16 protein-coding genes are annotated in these 18,209 nt (G+C 60.9%); 10 read left to right on the top strand and 6 right to left on the bottom strand.

Features of this window, described 5'->3' with window-relative positions:
- Window positions 1–19: 19 nt before the first annotated feature.
- From tauA to tauD, 4 genes are all read left to right on the top strand, one after another.
- Window positions 20–997: a taurine ABC transporter substrate-binding protein gene (tauA, locus tag ACYZUM_RS28275; RefSeq protein WP_108181373.1), complete on the top strand. Its 978-nt coding sequence runs from the start codon at window positions 20–22 to the stop codon at window positions 995–997.
- 16 nt (window positions 998–1,013) lie between these two features.
- Window positions 1,014–1,808: a taurine ABC transporter ATP-binding subunit gene (gene tauB / locus ACYZUM_RS28270; RefSeq protein WP_108181372.1), complete on the top strand. Its 795-nt coding sequence runs from the start codon at window positions 1,014–1,016 to the stop codon at window positions 1,806–1,808.
- The gene (gene tauC, locus ACYZUM_RS28265) at window positions 1,805–2,638 is read left to right on the top strand and encodes a taurine ABC transporter permease TauC (RefSeq protein ID WP_108181371.1); all 834 of its coding nucleotides are present in this window, start codon (window positions 1,805–1,807) and stop codon (window positions 2,636–2,638) included. Before tauB ends, tauC begins: the two co-directional genes overlap by 4 nt.
- A 137-nt stretch (window positions 2,639–2,775) precedes the next feature.
- Complete coding sequence (gene tauD / locus ACYZUM_RS28260; protein WP_108181370.1) at window positions 2,776–3,615, top strand: taurine dioxygenase; 840 nt, start codon at window positions 2,776–2,778, stop codon at window positions 3,613–3,615.
- A gap of 92 nt (window positions 3,616–3,707) precedes the next feature.
- Here the strand turns inward: tauD and mgrA are convergent, their stop codons facing one another.
- From mgrA to ACYZUM_RS28245, 3 genes are all read right to left on the bottom strand, one after another.
- Window positions 3,708–4,745: an L-glyceraldehyde 3-phosphate reductase gene (gene mgrA / locus ACYZUM_RS28255; RefSeq protein ID WP_108181369.1), complete on the bottom strand. Its 1,038-nt coding sequence runs from the start codon at window positions 4,743–4,745 to the stop codon at window positions 3,708–3,710.
- Window positions 4,746–4,919: 174 nt separating this feature from the next.
- Complete coding sequence (locus ACYZUM_RS28250) at window positions 4,920–6,239, bottom strand: LLM class flavin-dependent oxidoreductase (protein WP_108181368.1); 1,320 nt, start codon at window positions 6,237–6,239, stop codon at window positions 4,920–4,922.
- Between the two features lies 1 nt (window position 6,240).
- Window positions 6,241–8,466, bottom strand: coding sequence for a TonB-dependent receptor (locus tag ACYZUM_RS28245; RefSeq protein ID WP_108181367.1), 2,226 nt, complete (start codon window positions 8,464–8,466; stop codon window positions 6,241–6,243).
- Between the two features lie 205 nt (window positions 8,467–8,671).
- On the opposite strand from ACYZUM_RS28245, the gene ACYZUM_RS28240 reads away from it, so the two are divergent.
- On the top strand, window positions 8,672–9,709 hold the full coding sequence (locus ACYZUM_RS28240) for a LacI family DNA-binding transcriptional regulator (protein ID WP_108181366.1): 1,038 nt from the start codon (window positions 8,672–8,674) through the stop codon (window positions 9,707–9,709).
- 93 nt (window positions 9,710–9,802) lie between these two features.
- Here the strand turns inward: ACYZUM_RS28240 and ACYZUM_RS28235 are convergent, their stop codons facing one another.
- Window positions 9,803–10,204, bottom strand: coding sequence for a type II toxin-antitoxin system HicB family antitoxin (locus tag ACYZUM_RS28235; RefSeq protein ID WP_047291023.1), 402 nt, complete (start codon window positions 10,202–10,204; stop codon window positions 9,803–9,805).
- 500 nt (window positions 10,205–10,704) lie between these two features.
- Between ACYZUM_RS28235 and ACYZUM_RS28230 the strand changes: the two genes are divergently transcribed.
- Window positions 10,705–10,965 (top strand): hypothetical protein, encoded by a 261-nt coding sequence (locus ACYZUM_RS28230; RefSeq protein ID WP_108181365.1) that lies wholly within the window; start codon window positions 10,705–10,707, stop codon window positions 10,963–10,965.
- 24 nt (window positions 10,966–10,989) lie between these two features.
- Here ACYZUM_RS28230 and betT read toward each other — a convergent pair whose 3' ends face one another.
- Window positions 10,990–12,951, bottom strand: coding sequence for a choline transporter BetT (gene betT, locus ACYZUM_RS28225; RefSeq protein WP_222019461.1), 1,962 nt, complete (start codon window positions 12,949–12,951; stop codon window positions 10,990–10,992).
- Between the two features lie 402 nt (window positions 12,952–13,353).
- Window positions 13,354–14,280 (bottom strand): serine O-acetyltransferase EpsC, encoded by a 927-nt coding sequence (gene epsC / locus ACYZUM_RS28220; RefSeq protein WP_041071188.1) that lies wholly within the window; start codon window positions 14,278–14,280, stop codon window positions 13,354–13,356.
- Window positions 14,281–14,466: 186 nt separating this feature from the next.
- On the opposite strand from epsC, the gene ACYZUM_RS28215 reads away from it, so the two are divergent.
- The 4 genes from ACYZUM_RS28215 (at window position 14,467) to tcyN (ending at window position 18,016) form a co-directional block, all read left to right on the top strand.
- Window positions 14,467–15,465 carry a D-cysteine desulfhydrase gene (locus tag ACYZUM_RS28215; RefSeq protein WP_108181363.1) on the top strand — a complete coding sequence of 333 codons (999 nt, stop codon included), beginning with the start codon at window positions 14,467–14,469 and terminating at the stop codon, window positions 15,463–15,465.
- A 332-nt stretch (window positions 15,466–15,797) separates the two neighbouring features.
- Complete coding sequence (tcyJ, locus tag ACYZUM_RS28210; RefSeq protein WP_041071182.1) at window positions 15,798–16,598, top strand: cystine ABC transporter substrate-binding protein; 801 nt, start codon at window positions 15,798–15,800, stop codon at window positions 16,596–16,598.
- Window positions 16,598–17,263, top strand: coding sequence for a cystine ABC transporter permease (gene tcyL / locus ACYZUM_RS28205; protein WP_003220607.1), 666 nt, complete (start codon window positions 16,598–16,600; stop codon window positions 17,261–17,263). Before tcyJ ends, tcyL begins: the two co-directional genes overlap by 1 nt.
- A gap of 3 nt (window positions 17,264–17,266) precedes the next feature.
- Entirely contained in the window at window positions 17,267–18,016 is a 750-nt protein-coding gene (tcyN, locus tag ACYZUM_RS28200; protein ID WP_108181362.1) for an L-cystine ABC transporter ATP-binding protein TcyN, read from the top strand.
- The last annotated feature ends 193 nt before the right edge of the window (window positions 18,017–18,209 follow it).

Genomic DNA, 18,209 nt, shown 5'->3' with positions numbered 1-18,209 from the left:
CTGATTTGGAGCACTCCCCATGAAACTGAATTTCCCGCTTCGCCTGCTGGCCGTAGCCTCCCTGGCTGCTGCAAGCTTTCTGGCGCAGGCCGCCGACCTCACCGTCGCTTACCAGACCACCGTCGACCCGGCGAAAGTCGCCCAGGCTGATGGTGCTTATGAAAAAGCCACCAAAGCCGACATCAGCTGGCGCAAGTTCGACAACGGCGCCGACATCATCGCCGCCATTGCTTCGGGTGATGTGCAGATCGGCTACCTCGGTTCCAGCCCGTTGACCGCTGCGATCACCCGCAAAGTCCCGGTGGAAACTTTCCTCATCGCCACCCAGATCGGCGCCGCCGAAGCACTGGTCGCCCGCGACGGTTCCGGGATCAAGACCCCGCAGGATCTGGTCGGCAAGAAAATCGCCGTGCCGTTCGTGTCCACCGGTCACTACAGCCTGCTCGCCGCGCTGAAGCACTGGAACATCGATCCGTCGAAAGTCACCGTGCTCAACCTCGCCCCGCCAGCGATCATCGCCGCGTGGAAACGCGGTGATATCGACGCCACTTACGTGTGGGATCCGGCCCTCGGTGTGGCCAAGGAAAACGGCAAAGTGCTGATCACCTCCGGCGAACTGGCCAAGTTCGGCGCGCCGACCTTCGATGCCTGGATCGTGCGCAAGGACTTCGCCGAGAAGCACCCGGAAATCGTCACAGCATTCGCCAAGGTCACCCTCGACGCCTACGCCGATTACCGCAAGGATCCCAAAGCCTGGCTCGCCGACCAGTCCCACGTCGACAAACTGGTGAAGCTCTCCGGCGCCAAGGCCAGCGACATTCCATTGCTGCTGCAAGGCAACGTCTACCCGCTGGCAGCTGATCAGGTGATCAGCCTCGGCGCGCCGACCACCAAAGCCATTACCGACACCGCCGCGTTCCTCAAGGAACAAGGCAAAGTCGAAGCCGTACTGCCGGACTACGCGCCGTACGTCAGCGCCAAATACATCACTAACTGATCGGGAGTTGACCGCGATGGCCTTGCTACAGCTGGAGCGCATCAGCGCACAGTACCCGGGCAGCCCGGAACCGGTGCTGGCGGACATTTCCCTGACCCTCGGGCCTCAGCAATTGCTGGTCGCCCTCGGCCCGTCCGGCAGTGGCAAGACCTCGCTGTTGAACCTGATTGCCGGCTTCGTCGAACCCAGCGCCGGGCGTATCACCCTCGACGGCGTGCCGGTCAAAGGCCCGAGCGCCGAACGCGGCGTGGTGTTCCAGGATGACGCCCTGCTGCCCTGGCAGGATGTGTTGGCCAACGTCGCGTTCGGTCTGGAGCTGGCCGGCGTCGCCAAGGACAAGCGCGAAACAATCGCCCGGGAAATGCTTGCACTGGTCGACCTCACAGGTTTTGAACACCGCCGTATCTGGCAGCTCTCGGGCGGCCAGAAACAGCGCGTCGGCCTGGCCCGCGCCCTCGCCGCCGACCCGCGTGTGCTGCTGATGGACGAGCCCTTCGGCGCCCTCGATGCGTTCACCCGCGAGCAGATGCAGGAGCTGTTGCTGCAAGTCTGGCAGCGCACCGCCAAACCGGTGTTCCTGATTACCCACGACATCGAAGAAGCGGTATTCCTCGCCACTGACCTGATTCTGCTGGCGCCGAATCCGGGGCAGATCGTCGAGCGTCTGCATCTGGATTTCGGCCAGCGCTACGCCGCCGGTGAGTCGGCGCGAGCGATCAAATCCGACCCGCGTTTTATCGAAACCCGCGAGCACGTGTTGAGCAGAGTGTTCTCGCAACGCAGCGCCGTGCAACGGCAGGAGCGCGCATGAGCAGTTACGACGTTTCCGCCCCCGCAGTGAAAACCCCATCGGTGGCGATTCCGCAGCGCCGCAACCTCAGTACGCGGTGGATCAGCCTGCTGACCCTGTTGTCCTTGCTGGTGATCTGGTGGGCCGTGACCGCCAGCGGTTTGATCGAACCGCTGTTCCTGCCACCACCGTCCGCCGTGCTGCAAAAGGGCTGGTTGCTGGCGACCACCGGTTATATGGATTCGACTCTGTGGCAGCACCTGGGCGCGAGCCTGAGCCGTATCGGTCTGGGCCTCGGCTTCGCGATTCTGACCGCAGTGCCGGTGGGCATCGCCATCGGCGCCAACCGTATTGCCCGTGGTGTGCTTGACCCGCTGATCGAGTTCTACCGGCCGATTCCGCCGCTGGCGTATCTGCCGCTGATCGTGATCTGGTGCGGTATCGGCGAGTTGTCGAAAGTATTGCTGATCTACCTGGCGATTTTCGCGCCGATCGCCATTGCCACCGCGACCGGCGTGCGCACTGTTGACCCGGCGAAATTGCGCGCTGCGCAGTCGCTCGGTGCCACTCGCGCACAGTTGATTCGCCACGTGATTTTGCCCAGCGCCCTGCCGGACATTCTCACCGGTGTGCGCATTGGTCTGGGCGTTGGCTGGTCGACCCTGGTCGCCGCCGAACTGATCGCCGCCACCAGCGGTCTGGGCTTCATGGTGCAATCGGCTGCGCAATTTCTGGTCACCGATGTGGTGCTGCTGGGGATTCTGGTGATCGCCCTGATTGCCTTCGCCATGGAAATGGGCCTGCGTGCCCTGCAGCGCAAACTGGTGCCGTGGCACGGCCAAACCCACTAAAGCATTTGTGAATCCTCCCGCGTAGGAGCTGCCGCAGGCTGCGATCTTTTGATCTGCTTTTAAAAAACAAATCAAAAGATCGCAGCCTGCGGCAGCTCCTACAGGGGCGCGGTTACCCGGAATTGAAGAGAACCATCATGAGCAGCCTGACCATCACCCCCTTAAGCTCGGCCCTCGGCGCGCAGATCAGCGGCGTCGACGTCAGCCAGCCTTTGAACCTGGAACAGCGCAATGCCATCGAGCAGGCGCTGCTCAAGTATCAGGTGCTGTTCTTCCGCAACCAGCCGATCGAGCCTCCACAACAGGCGCGTTTCGCGGCGTACTTTGGCGACCTGCACATCCATCCGATCTACCCGAACGTGCCGGAGCAGCCGGAAGTGTTGATCCTCGACACCGCGGTCACCGACGTGCGCGACAACGCGATCTGGCACACCGACGTGACCTTCCTGCCAACGCCGGCGATGGGCGCGGTGCTCAGCGCCAAGCTGCTGCCGGAGTTCGGCGGCGATACGTTGTGGGCCAGCGGGATTGCCGCCTATGAAGCGCTGTCGGCGCCGATGAAAACCTTGCTCGAAGGGTTGACTGCAACTCACGATTTCACCCGCTCGTTTCCGCTGGAGCGCTACGGCAACACGCCCGAAGCGCTGGCACAGTGGGAAGAGGCACGACGCAAGAATCCACCGTTGTCACACCCGGTGATCCGCACTCACCCAGTGAGCGGACGCCGTTCGTTGTTCGTCAACGAAGGCTTTACCTCGAAGATCAACGAGCTGTCGGACACCGAGAGCGAAGCGATTCTGAAATTCCTGTTCGCCCACGCAACGCGGCCTGAATTCACCATTCGCTGGCGCTGGCAGAAGGACGACATCGCATTCTGGGATAACCGCGTGACCCAGCATTACGCGGTGGATGATTACCGCCCGGCACGACGGGTGATGCAGCGGGCGACGGTGTTGGGGGATGTGCCTTACTTTTAAGATCAAAAGATCGCAGCCTGCGGCAGCTCCTACATTGGGATTCGCATTTCCCTGTAGGAGTTGCCGTAGGCTGCGATCTTTTGCTTTGCCCATTACTCCGCGGTCGACGGCTTCTCCCACAGATTGATCCCGCCCTCTTGGGCAAACCGGTCGATCTCCGCCAATTCCTCAGCACTGAAGCTCAGATTCTTCAACGCCCCGACGTTCTCGATGATCTGCTCCGGCCGGCTCGCACCGATCAGCGCCGAGGTCACCCGTGGATCACGCAGGGTCCAGGCCAATGCCAGCTGAGCCAGGCTCTGGCCACGACGTTTGGCGATCTCGTTCAACGCACGCACGTGCGCAATGTTCGCCTCGGACAGGTGCGAAGCCTGCAGCGAACCACCGCCCGGACGATTGACCCGCGCATCCACCGGCACGCCATTGAGGTATTTGTCGGTCAGCAGACCTTGGGCCAACGGCGTGAACGCGATCACACCAGTGCCGAGTTCTTCGGTGGTGTCGAGCAGGTCTTTTTCCACCCAGCGATTGAGCAGGTTGTACGCCGGCTGATGAATCAGCAGCGGCACTTTCCATTCCTTGAGCAGCGCGGCGATCTCGCGGGTTTTCACCCCGGAGTACGACGAGATGCCGACGTACAACGCCTTGCCCTGCTGCACGGCGGTGGCGAGAGCGCTGGCGGTTTCTTCCAGCGGAGTGTCCGGGTCGAAGCGGTGCGAATAGAAGATATCCACGTAGTCCAGACCGAGGCGCTGCAGGCTCTGGTCGAGGCTGGCCAGCACGTATTTGCGCGAGCCGCCGCCCTGACCGTACGGGCCGGGCCACATGTCCCAACCGGCCTTGCTGGAGATGATCAGCTCATCGCGGTACGGCTTGAAGTCTTCGCGCAGCAGGCGACCGAAGTTGATCTCGGCGCTGCCGTATGGCGGGCCGTAGTTGTTGGCCAGGTCGAAGTGGTTGATCCCCAGGTCGAACGCCGTACGCAGCAGGGCGCGCTGGGTGTCGATCGGCGTGCTGTCGCCGAAGTTGTGCCACAGGCCCAGCGACAGCGCCGGCAGCACCAGACCGCTGCGGCCGACGCGGCGGTAAGGGATGGAGTCGTAGCGGTTTTCGGCAGCGGTGTAAGTCATCGAATCCTCTCTTGTTTGATTAACAGCAAATTGAGGGTGAATTTCAACTTTGTGGTGAGGGGATTTATCCCCGATGGACGGCGTAGCCGTCCCAAAAAAAATCGCGAATTTGAATACAGATTTGGGGGTGGCTTTCGCCACCCATCGGGGATAAATCCCCTCACCACAGGGTGTTTACACAAATATGTTTTGCGGTCGGGCAAGCCCCAGATTCTCGCGCAACGTCCGGCCCTCGTACTCGGTTCTGAACAGCCCGCGCCGCTGCAGTTCCGGCACCACGCCATGGGCGAAGTCTTCCAATCCGCCCGGCAGATGCGGCACCAGCACGTTGAAGCCATCCGCCGCGCCCTGTTCGAACCACGCCTGCAAGCGGTCGGCGATCTGCGTCGGCGTGCCCACCAGGCTGTAATGCCCACGTCCACCGGCAATCCTGCGGCCCAATTCGGCGAGGGTCAGATGCTCCCGCCCCGCCAGCTCAGTGAGCAGTTTCTGCCGGCTCTGCTGGCCGCTGTCGGTCAGTGGAAAATCCGGTAGCGGTGCGTCCAGCGGGTACTTCGACAAGTCGAAGTTGCCCAGCATACGCCCAAGCAAGGCGACGCCAACCTCCGGTTCGACCAATTGCTGAAACGTTTCACATTTTTCCTGCGCTTCGGCTTCTGTCTGGCCGACGACGACAAACACCCCCGGCATGATTTTCAGCGAATCGGCACTGCGTCCGTACTTGGCCAGACGTCCCTTGAGGTCGGCGTAGAACGCCTGCGCGCCAGCCAGTGAAGTCTGCGCGGTGAACACCACTTCAGCAGTTTGTGCCGCCAGCTCACGCCCGGTTTCGGACGAGCCGGCCTGCACGATCACCGGTTGTCCCTGTGGCGAGCGTGCGACGTTCAGCGGGCCTTTCACCCGAAAGTGTTCACCGACGTGATCCAGCACGTGAAGCTTCGACGGGTCGTAATAGGCGCCACTGGCCTTGTCGCGGACAAACGCATCATCCTCCCAACTGTCCCACAGCCCGCTGACCACCTGATGAAACTCCCGGGCGCGGCTGTAGCGCTCGGCGTGGCCGATGTGCTCATCGCGACCAAAGTTCAGTGCCTCGGCAGCGTTGTCCGAGGTCACCAGATTCCACCCGGCGCGGCCGCCCGACAGATGATCGAGCGAGGCGAATTTGCGCGCCACGTGGTACGGCTCGTTGTAGCTGGTGGTCGCCGTGGCGATCAGGCCGATGCGATCGGTCACCGCGCTCAGGGCCGAGAGCAAGGTCAGCGGTTCGAAGTGATCCGAGCGCGCCATGTGGCTGGCGATGTCCTGCGTCGGCGCGGCCACACTGTCGGCGACGAACAGCGTGTCGAACTTCGCCGCCTCGGCAATCTGCGCCAGACGCTTGTAGTGGGCGAAATCCAGGCCGGCATTGGCCGGTACCTGCGGGTGACGCCACGCGGCGACGTGGTGCCCGGTGGCCATGAGAAAGGCGCCAAGTTTCAGCTGTCTGCTCATCTCAGAAATCCTTGCGCAGTTGCACGCCGAAGTAACGCTCGTCATCCCGAGGCACAGCGCGGTAGATGTAGCTGCCGCCGCTGGCCAGCAACGGTGAGTAGGACTTGTCGGCGAGGTTCTTGCCCAGCAGCGCCACACGCCAGCCGTTGCTGTAATCGGCGAGCGCGACGCTGGCGTTCCAGATGCCGTAAGCGCCTTGTTTGGTGTCGGCGTTCTGGCTGATGTCGTACTGCACTTCGCTCTGCCAGCTGTAGTCGGTGCCGAGTTCGATATCGAGGCCGTTGTCCAGCGGGATGCTGTAGTCGGCGCGCACGTAGCTTTTCCAGTCCGGACTGAACGGCAGCGGTTTGCCATTGACGTTGCACGACGCCGCCGCGCCCACCGGGCAGCTGAACTGGTCGATGCGCGCACGGGTGTAAGCCAGCGCCCCGGAGAACTTGAGTTGCTGGGTCGCCTGCAAGGCGTAATCGAGTTCGACGCCTTCGGTGCTGACGCTGCCGGCGTTGATCAGGCGCGTCACCACTTGCCCGGCGACCGTGTCGAAAAAATTCGCCTGGTAGTTGTCGTAATCGCTGTGGAACACCGCGAGGTTGGTGGTCAGCCGGTTGTTCCAGCCGGTGGCCTTGATACCCGCCTCCCAAGTGTTCGAGGTCTCCGGTTTCAGCGCTTCGGTGTCACGCGGCTGCATGTTGAAGAACACGTTGTAGGCCGGGCCTTTGTAGCCGCGCGAATAGGTCAGGTACGTGGTGACTGCATCGCTGAGGTCGTACTGCACGCCGAGCCGACCGGACCAGCCGTCCTCGTCCACCGAACCGGAACTGCTGGTGGCCGGTTGAATGCCGCTGACCGTGGTCGCCGAGGTCGAGACGCGGCGGTGTTCGTATTCCAGATCATCGTGGGTGTAGCGCAGGCCGGCGATGCCGCGAAAGTCGGACGTGAAGTTCAGCGTGCTCTCACCGAACACCGCATAGCTGTCGCTGGTGGTGCTGTAATTGGCGACGCCACGGTCGGTACGCGTGGTGGTAGTCAGCGTGCGCTGATAGGTCTCGTCGTCCTTGCCGTGCATGTAGAACAGGCCGCCGACGTACTCGAGGAATTCACCCTTCGGCGAGGCCAAACGCAGCTCTTGCGAATATTGATCGAAGGCCAGATCGCCCTTGTCCGCCGTGCCGGGGAACGCCGCCGTCACCGTACCGAGACGGTCGCCGTCCTGATACTGCGTATTGTCCCAGCCACGCCACGCGGTAATCGACGTCAGGGTGTAATCGCCCAGTTGCCAGTCGAGCTGGCCGGACAGGCCCTTGTTGGTGTCCTCGACATGGCTGCGGGTATCGGTGTTGATGTCGCGGTTGTGGCTGCTGGCGTAGACCGGGCCCAGCGCGTTGGCGAAGGCCGGGGTCAGCGACTTGCTGACCACGCCGTTGGGGCCGTCGTCGTGGGACTGCATGTAGTCGGCAATCAAGGTGAAGGTGACGTCGTCGTTCGGGGTGAATTCGAGTTTGCCGCGCACCCCGCGATGGTTGTAGCCGTTGACTTCCTGGCCGTTGTGCTGGTTATCGACGTTGCCGTCGTACGTGCCGAACAGGGTGCTGATCGACCCCTTGAGCGTGTCCGGAATCAGGCTGCCGCCAATGCCGAAACGGGTGCGGCTTTCGTTGCCGCTGTAGTACGACTGATCGATGTAACCGTGGGTCTCGTCGGTCGGCGCCTTGCTGGTGATGTTGAGCACACCGGCCGAGGCGTTCTTGCCGAACAGCGTGCCTTGCGGGCCACGCAGCACTTCGACGCGCTCCAGATCCAGCAGGTCGAGCGTCGATTGACCGGGACGCGCATAGACCACGCCATCGATCACCGTGGCCACCGTTGGCTCGACGCCGGGCGAGGTGGAAATCGTGCCGACGCCCCGCACAAACAACGAGGTGTCCTTGTTCGACGCCCCAGTGCGGAAATTCAGCGACGGCACTTGCTGGACGATGCTTGCCACGCCGTTACGGTTGTCGCGCTCCAGTTGTTCGCCGTCGATCACCGACACTGCCACCGGCACTTTTTGCAGCGACTCTTCGCGGCGGGTAGCGGTCACCGTGACGGACTTGAGGGTCGGCTCTTGTTCGCTGCTGTCGGCGGCGAAAGCCGTGGGCAGCGGCAACGCCGCCAGCCCGGTAAAGATCCAGCCAGCGGCGCGAATCGATTGCGCCAGTTTGTGTGTCGCCCCAGGAGTGTTGTGCATGGTTGCCCGCTCGAAATTGGCCCTGAACCGCTGCCGTTCTGCGACGACAGCGCCTGAATCGGTGTCTTGGGCATTCGCTCGAGCGAGTAGCAGACAATGCGCTTTGTTAGCGCTAACATCGCCAGTATTGGCAAGCTCGGCATAGAGCGTCCAATACTAAAAAATTACTTTTATATGCGTTTTGGTTTTTAAGAAGGATCGAGCCTTGAGCCAGGAAAAGCCCCGCAAACGCCGTGGCGCCGGACGCGTGACCCTGAATGCAGTGGCGCGCGAGGCTGGCGTCTCGGCGATTACCGTGTCGCGCTATTTCAATCAGCCGGAAACCGTCTCGCCGGAACGCCGCGAGCGGATCGCGGCGGTGGTCGCCAAGCTGGGTTACGTGCCGAATCTGGTGGCCGGCGGCCTGGCCTCGGCGCGGGGGAAAATCGTCGGCATGGTGATTCCGAATATCTCCGGACCGATTTTTGCCAACACCATTCAGGGCTTCAGCGACACCCTCAGCCGCCACGGTTATCAGCTGCTGCTGGCGTCGAGTTACTTCAGTACCGAACAGGAAGAAAACGCCGTGCGCGCATTTCTTGGCTGGTCGCCGGCCGCGTTGGTGCTGACCAGTCATTTCCATAGTTCGGGCACGGAAAAGATGATCGCCGAGGCGGATATTCCGGTGATCGAAACCTGGGATTACCAGCCGGATCGCGAGCCGATGCAGATTGGCTTTTCGCACTATGAAGTCGGCGTGAGCGCTGCGCGTTATCTGCATGACAAAGGCTATCGCCGCATCGCTTTCGTGCAGAACAGCGCACTCGGTGACCTCAGTGCCCTCGAACGTCGCGACGGTTATGCCGCCACCGTGCGCGAGTTCGGCCTTGAGCCTTGGGTATTCGCACCCGACGCCGACCGCGCGCCGTTCGAAGCCGGCAAGCAAGCGATGGAAACGCTGATGAACGCCGCTCCCCGCCCCGACGCGATCATCTTCGCCAACGACAACCTCGCCGCCGGCGGCCTGCTCGCCGGGCAACGCGCAGGCCTCAGAATTCCCGAAGACTGCGCCGTGCTCGGCTTCGGCGATTACCCGTTCGCCGAGATGCTGTTGCCGAGCCTGAGCACGATCAAGCCACCGGCACTGGAGATCGGCGTGCTGGCGGCAACGCGGGTATTGGAAAGCCTTGGGGTATTGCCGAGCGATGATGTGCAGCGGTTGAACCTGTTGCAGTGCAATGTGATCGAGCGCGAAAGCACCTGACGAACATGCTTCTGTAGGAGCGGCCGCAGGCTGCGATCTTTTGATTCTGGCTTTTAAAAGCGAAAGATCGCAGCCTGCGGCAGCTCCTAAAGGTTATGCCGACAATTCGCGTAACGCAGCGGCGGCCAGAAATCCGGAGCGGGAACTGTAGCGCTGATCACGTCGGACTGTTTGATCTATACGCTCCAGCAGTTGCTCGGGCAGCGTGGCGTTGAAGCGTACCGACTTGCCGAAATAGGGTGTGATATCAAAGTCGACGACACCCCAGATTCCACCCGCATAATCCGGGTTGTCGAGATGTGCATCAATGTCCCGAACTCGAGGCAACGGTGCACCATCAGCCACCAGCCCCTCATAGTGCAGGGCCAGAGCCTCCTGAGTATTTTCAAAAGCTTCGGCTACCGTGCTCCCCGCGGAGAAGCACCCCGGTACATCCGGGACAATCACTCCGTAGTCCGAGTCGGCATCCTTGTGCAAAACGACCGGGAATTTCATAAACGTGAATCCTTCGTCTGACGTGTCCTGATGGTGACTACCCTTCACTGCAACCAGATACCAACCATCCTCCTCGATCATCCTGATCATTTCCCGACTACGCATTTCCTTCGCCCTGTTCGACAGCAAGAGCGGGTCACTTTAGGGCGTAAGCAACCGATTTATACACACGATACACACTCTGAGAAATATTAGCTGGGTGAACAAACGCTCGGTAGTTGGTTCGACCAACGGCAGGCGCGAGCCAGCGAGAAAGGGCCTTGCCGTCCAGATACATTTGAATGCGTCGCGAAATGTGTCTGATCGAGAATGGTTGGCTTGTATTGATGCGGGCTGACTTGGCTATGCTCTTAATGACACCGAGGTGGCTCCTTCGCGGGCAAGCCCGCTCCCACAGGATTTTGGTTGTACACAAATCTCTGAATGACCGAGATCACTGTGGGAGCGGGCTTGCCCGCGAAGGCGTCCGATCAAGCACCGCATAACCCGCAGGCACACCCATGCACACCGCCATCATCATCTTCTTCGGCCTGGTCCTGCTCGCCCTGATGCTCTACATAGGCGAGCGCATTGGCTTCAGCCGGCAGACTCTGGCCTACAGCTTCGCCGCGCTGTGGCTGGCGTTGACGGTGATCAATGGTGCGGTGGGGGTGGTGCATGCCGGGCAGCCGCTGGGTTCGGAGATCGCGGTGGGCAGCGCAGTGTTCGGAGTGCCGATGGCGGCGATGGTGTTGTTCATGGTACTGAGCGCCGAGCCGTGAAACGTCCCGGCGCTCAGTTGCCGATCAACGCACCAGATGCAGGAACTGCATGTGGCGTTCGTACTGGTCGAGGATGTCGTTGATGATCTGTTCCTTGGTGTAGCCGACCAGATCGTAGTCCTGACTGCCCTCGCTCAAATGCACTTCAGCGCGGTAGTAGCGGCGGTTGTTGAGCTGCTTGGAACCCATGCCACCCCGAGCAAACGACGGCGTGAAATAGCCGCGCATCTGCACCTGATAGATGAACGGATGCTGCTCGCCGTGGCCGATTTCCAGGCTGATGTTGTCGTGCGCCGGATCCGGCTGGGTGACCACGTTCAAGCCCTTCTCGACGAAGACCGCCGTCACTTCCTCAATCGCCGGACGCACCGTGGTGTCCATGAAGCGGTACACCTCGTCGCGCGACGGGAAGTGCACCGCCTGACTCAGACGCTGGCGCCAGCCGCCCGTGCCTCGCCGCGAACCGGAGACCGGTGCCAGCGAATGCAATTGCGCGATCTGCTTCTGCGATTCCAGATAGAACGCCTTGTGCAGCCCCCACATCATCAGCAGCAAAATCATCGAGAACGGCAGCGAGGTCAGCACCACCGCCGATTTCAGCGCATCGATGCTGCCGGAGAACAGCAGCGCGCTGGTGATCAACGCGGTCATCGCGCCCCAGAACACCCGCAGCCATTTCGGCCCGTCTTCGTCCGGGTTGCCGCCCTTGGCCGACAGCGTCGAGAGCACAACGGTGCCGGAGTCGGCAGAAGTGACGAAGAACACGAAGCTGATGAACACCGTCACCGCGATGACGGTTTTGCTCCACGGGTAGGTTTCCAGCAGCAGATAAAGACTCATCGACGGGTTGTCGAGGGCCGACATGCCCAGCGCCGACATACCGTGGTTGAGCACCTGATCGATGGCGCTGTTGCCGAAGATCGACATCCACGCCAGGGTGAAACCGAGCGGAATCAGCAGCACGCCGAAGACGAATTCGCGGATGGTGCGGCCACGGGAAATCCGCGCGATGAACAGGCCCACGAACGGCGACCATGCGATCCACCAGGCCCAGTAGAACACGGTCCAGCCGCCGAGCCAGTCGCTTGGTTTGTCGTAGGCGTAGAGGTCGAAACTCTTCATCGGCAACGCGCCGAGGTAGTCGCCGAGGTTCTGGATCAGGGTGTTGAGCAGATGCTGGGTGGGACCGGCGAACAACACGAACAGCAGCAGCGCACAGGCCAGCAACATGTTGATGTCGGACATCACTCGCACGCCCTTGTCCACACCGGAGACGGCGACGATGATCGCCGCGCCCATCATCAGCGTGATCAGGCCGACCTGAATCCATTGGGTGTGGGCGATGCCGAACAGGTAGTCCAGACCCGAGTTGAGGTGCAGCACACCAAAACCCATGTCGGCACCCAGGCCGAACACCGTAGCGATAATGCCGAAGCCGTCTACCGCGTAACCGATGGGGCCGTTGATGCGCTTGCCGATCAGCGGGTACAGCGCCGAACGCAAGGCCAGCGGCAGGTTATGCCGGTAGGCGAAATAGGCCAGCGCCATGCCGACGAAGGCGAACACGCCCCAGCCGTGCAGGCCCCAATGCAGAAACAGAATCTGCATCGCCTGCCGCGCTGCATCGGCAGTGCCGGCCTCGCCTTGCGGCGGTTGCAGCATGTGGGTCAGCGGTTCGGACACGCAGAAGAAGAACAGCGTGATGCTGATCCCGGCGGCGAACAGCATGCCGGCCCAGGACAGGTAACTGAACTCGGGTTCGTCGTGGTCGGCACCGAGTTTGATCTTGCCGTAGCCCGATAACGCGGTGACCACCACGAAGACCAGATACAGCGTCATCGCAAGCATGTAGTACCAGCCGACCGTATTGGCCGCCCAGTTTTGCGCAGCCAGCAACCAGGCGCCGGCCTGCTCCGGCATGGCGATGACAACCAGACCAAACAGCAGAATCACCGTCGCGGCGAAGTAGAACACCGGCGGATTCATGCGCACCAGACCGCTGGCGGGGGTAGACGATGCACTCATGAAACGTGCACCTCGAGGGGTTGAAACGTGGCTGAAATGATCGGACTCAGCAAAGGCAAGCCTCCTGTTGTGAGCGGGCAGCGAACCACCGGTTTAACTTGAATGAACGTTCAAGTTAAACATGGATAGGGTGGTAAGGACTAATCGCAGGGCCAGGCGGTAGTTTTCCTACAGTAGCCCAAGGAGGGGTATGACGCGGGTTTGAGGGGATTCGTTCAATGGAGAATTGGCTGAATGCCATTATCTCGGTCTGACCAAAAAAACCATTCGCGAGCAGGCTCGCTCCCACATTTGACACGCATTCCAGTGTGGGAGCGAGCCTGCTCGCGAAGAGGCCTGACGCGGCAACGCAGATTCAGGAACTTACTTCTGCGTCCCGTCATCATGCTGCAGATTGGCCTGAGTCAGGTTGCTCCCTGCCGGCACGCTGCGCGTCAGCCACACATTACCGCCGATGGTCGACCCCTGGCCGATAGTGATCCGTCCCAGAATCGTCGCTCCGGCATAAATCACCACGTCATCCTCGACAATCGGATGGCGTGGATGCCCCTTCTGCAACTGCCCGTCTTCATCGGCCGGGAAGCGCTTGGCGCCCAAGGTCACGGCCTGATAAATCCGCACCCGCTCGCCAATGATCGCGGTCTCGCCGATCACCACACCGGTGCCGTGGTCGATGAAGAAACTGCGGCCGATCTGCGCGCCCGGGTGGATATCGATGCCGGTGGCCGAGTGCGCAATTTCCGCGCTGATCCGCGCCAGCAACGGCAACCCGGCGCGATACAGATGGTGCGCCAGACGATGGTGAATCACCGCCAGAATCCCCGGATAGCACAACAGCACCTCATCGACGCTGCGTGCCGCCGGGTCACCGTGATAGGCCGCCAGCACGTCGGTATCGAGCAGGCTGCGCAGGCCCGGCAAGGCCAGGGCGAAGTCCTGAATGATGCGGATCGCCTGCGCTTCGACATCAGCATCGCCTTGCGCGCTGTGCCGGGCGACATACCGCAATTCCAGCCGCGCCTGCGCCAGCAAGGCATTCAACGCGGTATCGAGGGTGTGGCCGACATAGAAGTCTTCGCTTTCCTCACGCAGATCCACCGGTCCCAGCCGCATCGGGAACAACGCACCACACAGCGCCTCGAGAATCTCGGCCATCGCCGCGCGGGACGGCAACTCGCGACCACCCTGCTCGCCACTGGCCCGGCCATTCTGGGTACGCCACTGATCCCGCGCGGTACGCAGTTGGCTGACGATGGTCTGCAATTGCCAATGGCTGGAACGCTCACTCACGGTAAAGACTCCTCACAGGCGGCCGGTCTGGCCGCGTCAACGGCGACTACTTTACGACATGCCCACAAGGACGAATTAAGAACCGATAGTGCTGGCCTAAGCACATTTGGCTATAAGTAATTCACGGTTGCCCCGTTAAAACGGCCTGCCTATAGTCCTGTCATCTTCCTCCGCCAGTACGGGCTCATGATCAAACAACAGCTGGATCGCTTTAACCGTTTCGACCTGCTCGGCCAACCGACGCCTCTGGAAAAACTCGAACGCCTGTCCGCCTGGCTGGGCCGCGATGTGTACATCAAACGCGATGACCTGACGCCGCTGGCCATGGGCGGCAACAAACTGCGCAAACTCGAATACCTCGCCGCCGACGCCCTCGCCCAAGGCGCCGACACGCTGATCACCGCCGGTGCCTTGCAATCGAACCACGTACGCCAGACCGCCGCGCTGGCGGCCAGACTCGGCCTGGGTTGCGTGGCGCTGCTGGAAAATCCGCTGGGCACCGATGACAGCAATTACACCGGCAACGGCAACCGTCTGCTGCTCGATCTGTTCGACACCAAGGTCGAGTTGGTGGACAACCTCGACAACGCCGACGAACAACTCGCCGCACTCGCCGTGCGCCTGCGCAGCAATGGCAAGAAACCGTATCTGGTGCCGATCGGTGGCTCCAATGCTCTCGGTGCATTGGGCTACGTGCGTGCCGGTCTGGAACTGGCCGAGCAGATCAAGGACACCGGCCTGGAATTCGCCGCCGTGGTGCTGGCCTCGGGCAGCGCCGGGACCCACAGTGGTCTGGCGCTGGCGTTGAGCGAAGCGCTGCCGCAATTGCCGGTGATCGGCGTGACGGTATCGCGCAGCGAAGAAGATCAGCGCCCGAAAGTGCAAGGTCTGGCCGAACGTACGGCGGACCTGCTGGGCGTGAAATTGCCAGTGAACTTCAAAGTCGAGTTGTGGGACGAATACTTCGGTCCGCGTTACGGCGAGCCGAATGCCGGGACACTGGCGGCGGTGAAACTGTTGGCCAGTCAGGACGCGGTGTTGCTCGACCCGGTGTATACCGGCAAGGCCATGGCTGGTCTGCTCGACGGGATCGGCCGCCAGCGTTTCGACGAGGGCCCGATCATCTTCCTGCATACCGGTGGAGCGCCGGCGTTGTTTGCCTACAGGGATTCGCTGACAAGCTGATCCTCACTGCTGCAAGAATTTCTGTGGTGAGGGGATTTATCCCCGTTGGACTGCGCAGCAGTCCCCTGCTCTTCAAGTCAGAAGAGAGGGCCGCTTCGCGCCCCATTGGGGATAAATCCCCTCGCCACAATTGATCATATATATTCGAAATTGGAATAACAGAAAGATCATTAAGTATTTTCAAGTCTAAAACAGACATCTTATAGTCTCGCCGCAGGCGAATTTCGGGCAAGACGCATAAGCTGCTTTAGGGCACGATAACGCAGTCGTTGAACTCCCGGATTCGCCAACTTTCCTTAAGCGTCTTCCATAAGAAAACACAGGGGCTTGTCATGAATTTTTCCGCACTACGTCGCACTCTGCTGGTAGGTTCGCTGGGCCTTGCACTGAGCGCCGGCCTGATCGGCCAGGCAACCGCCGGTGAGCAGCTGCAACAGATCAAGGACAAAGGCGTCATCAACGTCGGCCTGGAAGGCACTTACCCACCGTTCAGCTTCGTTGACGCCGACGGCAAACTGTCCGGTTTCGAAGTCGAGCTCTCCGAAGCCCTGGCGCAGAAACTCGGCGTGAAAGCCAAGATTCAGCCGACCAAGTGGGACGGTATCCTCGCCGCGCTGGAATCCAAGCGTCTGGACGTCGTGGTCAACCAAGTGACCATCTCCGACGAGCGCAAGAAGAAATATGACTTCTCCGAGCCGTACACCGTTTCCGGGATCCAGGCGCTGGTGCTGAAGGACAAGGAAGCCAAGTTGAACATCAAGACCGCTGCCGACCTGTCTGGCAAGAAAGTCGGTGTCGGCCTGGGCACCAACTACGAACAATGGGTTCGCGCCAACGTGCCGGGCGCTGACGTGCGCACCTACGACGATGATCCGACCAAGTTCGCCGACCTGAACAACGGCCGCACCGACGCCATTTTGATCGACCGTCTGGCCGCACTGGAATACGCCAAGAAAGCCCCGAAAACCGTGGCTGCCGGTGAAGCGTTCTCCCGTCAGGAATCCGGTATCGCCCTGCGCAAAGGCGAGCCTGAGCTGCTGGCTGCGGTGAACAAAGCCCTCGACGAGCTGCGTGCCGACGGTACCCTTGAGAAGCTGTCGAAGAAATACTTCAACGCTGACGTCACCAAATAATGGAAGAAGCTTTCCAACTCGCACTGGACTCCGCGCCCTTTCTGCTCAAGGGCGCGTACTACACGGTTATCCTCAGCCTGGGCGGCATGTTCTTCGGCTTGCTGCTGGGCTTCGGCCTGGCCTTGATGCGCCTGTCGCGCTTCAAACTGGTGAGCTGGATTGCCCGCATCTACGTGTCGTTCTTCCGCGGCACGCCGTTGCTGGTGCAACTGTTCGTGATCTATTACGGCTTGCCGCAACTGGGTCTGGAACTGGATCCGCTGCCGGCGGCGCTGATCGGCTTCTCGCTGAACATGGCCGCCTACGCCTGTGAAATCCTCCGCGCGGCGATCGGTTCGATCGAACGTGGTCAATGGGAGGCCGCTGCGAGCATCGGCATGACCCGTGCGCAAACCCTGCGCCGGGCCATCCTGCCGCAGGCCATGCGCACGGCGCTGCCGCCGTTGGGCAACAGCTTCATTTCACTGGTCAAGGACACGGCACTGGCCGCCACCATTCAGGTGCCGGAACTGTTCCGCCAGGCACAGCTGATTACCGCCCGGACTTTCGAAGTCTTCACCATGTATCTTGCCGCCGCGCTGATCTACTGGATTCTGGCCACGGTGCTCTCGCATCTGCAGAACAAGTTGGAAGAGCGGGCCAATCGGCACGACCAGGAGTCCTGACCCATGATTGTCGTGGAAAAACTGACAAAGCAGTTCAAGGGTCAAGAGGTGCTCAAAGGCATCGATCTTGAAGTAAAGGAAGGCGAGGTCGTGGCCATCATCGGCCCCAGCGGTTCGGGTAAAACCACGTTCCTGCGCTGCCTGAATTTCCTTGAAGAGCCCACCAGCGGCCGGATCAAGGTCGGCGATATCGAGATCGATACCCGCCGTCCTCTGAGCCAGCAACAAAGCCTGGTGCGCAACCTGCGCCAGCACGTAGGTTTCGTATTCCAGAACTTCAACCTGTTCCCGCACCGCACCGCCCTGGAAAACGTCATCGAAGGGCCGATCGTGGTCAAGAAGATGCCGCGCGAACAAGCCGTTACCCTGGGCATGAAGCTGTTGGCCAAGGTCGGTCTGGCCGGCAAGGAAGATGCGTATCCGCGTCGTCTCTCCGGCGGTCAGCAACAGCGCGTGGCGATTGCCCGGGCGCTGGCGATGGAACCGGAAGTGATCCTGTTCGACGAACCGACCTCGGCGCTCGACCCGGAACTGGTCGGCGAAGTGTTGGCGACCATTCGTGGTCTGGCTGAAGAAAAACGCACCATGGTCATCGTCACTCACGAAATGGGGTTCGCCCGCGATGTGGCCAACCGTGTGGTGTTTTTTGACAAGGGCGTGATCGTCGAGCAAGGCGAAGCCAAAGCCTTGTTTGCCAACCCGAAAGAAGAGCGCACCAAACAGTTTCTCAGCAAGTTTCTGAATCACGCCTGAGAAGCTTATTGTCTGGAGTCATTAACTTCCATGGATGGAAGTTATACTTTTCCCGCCTACACTAACATCTAAGCCCCTCCATTCTAAAACCTGTCAAAACAATACATACATGTTCTGCAGCCGTTGGGCTTAATCCGTTGCGCATCTCTTTGCCTGCGAAACGATCCAAACTCGCCTGCACTAAAACAATAAA

This window comes from Pseudomonas sp. m6p (assembly GCF_055760375.1).
Note: the sequence above shows the minus strand (reverse complement) of the source record. Positions and strands in the feature narration are given on the sequence as shown.

Excerpts from the sequence above, each read along its gene's own strand:
- mgrA (WP_108181369.1), bottom strand. The coding sequence starts at position 4,745 with ATGACTTACACCGCTGCCGAAAACCGCTACGACTCCATCCCTTACCGC.
- betT (WP_222019461.1), bottom strand. The coding sequence starts at position 12,951 with ATGAATCCGCCGGTGTTCTACTTCGCCGCGACGGTGATTCTGCTGTTT.
- tauD (WP_108181370.1), top strand. The coding sequence starts at position 2,776 with ATGAGCAGCCTGACCATCACCCCCTTAAGCTCGGCCCTCGGCGCGCAG.
- ACYZUM_RS28250 (WP_108181368.1), bottom strand. The coding sequence starts at position 6,239 with ATGAGCAGACAGCTGAAACTTGGCGCCTTTCTCATGGCCACCGGGCAC.
- ACYZUM_RS28235 (WP_047291023.1), bottom strand. The coding sequence starts at position 10,204 with ATGAAATTCCCGGTCGTTTTGCACAAGGATGCCGACTCGGACTACGGA.
- tauC (WP_108181371.1), top strand. The coding sequence starts at position 1,805 with ATGAGCAGTTACGACGTTTCCGCCCCCGCAGTGAAAACCCCATCGGTG.
- tcyN (WP_108181362.1), top strand. The coding sequence starts at position 17,267 with ATGATTGTCGTGGAAAAACTGACAAAGCAGTTCAAGGGTCAAGAGGTG.
- ACYZUM_RS28230 (WP_108181365.1), top strand. The coding sequence starts at position 10,705 with ATGCACACCGCCATCATCATCTTCTTCGGCCTGGTCCTGCTCGCCCTG.
- ACYZUM_RS28215 (WP_108181363.1), top strand. The coding sequence starts at position 14,467 with ATGATCAAACAACAGCTGGATCGCTTTAACCGTTTCGACCTGCTCGGC.
- tauB (WP_108181372.1), top strand. The coding sequence starts at position 1,014 with ATGGCCTTGCTACAGCTGGAGCGCATCAGCGCACAGTACCCGGGCAGC.
- tauA (WP_108181373.1), top strand. The coding sequence starts at position 20 with ATGAAACTGAATTTCCCGCTTCGCCTGCTGGCCGTAGCCTCCCTGGCT.
- tcyL (WP_003220607.1), top strand. The coding sequence starts at position 16,598 with ATGGAAGAAGCTTTCCAACTCGCACTGGACTCCGCGCCCTTTCTGCTC.
- ACYZUM_RS28245 (WP_108181367.1), bottom strand. The coding sequence starts at position 8,466 with ATGCACAACACTCCTGGGGCGACACACAAACTGGCGCAATCGATTCGC.
- tcyJ (WP_041071182.1), top strand. The coding sequence starts at position 15,798 with ATGAATTTTTCCGCACTACGTCGCACTCTGCTGGTAGGTTCGCTGGGC.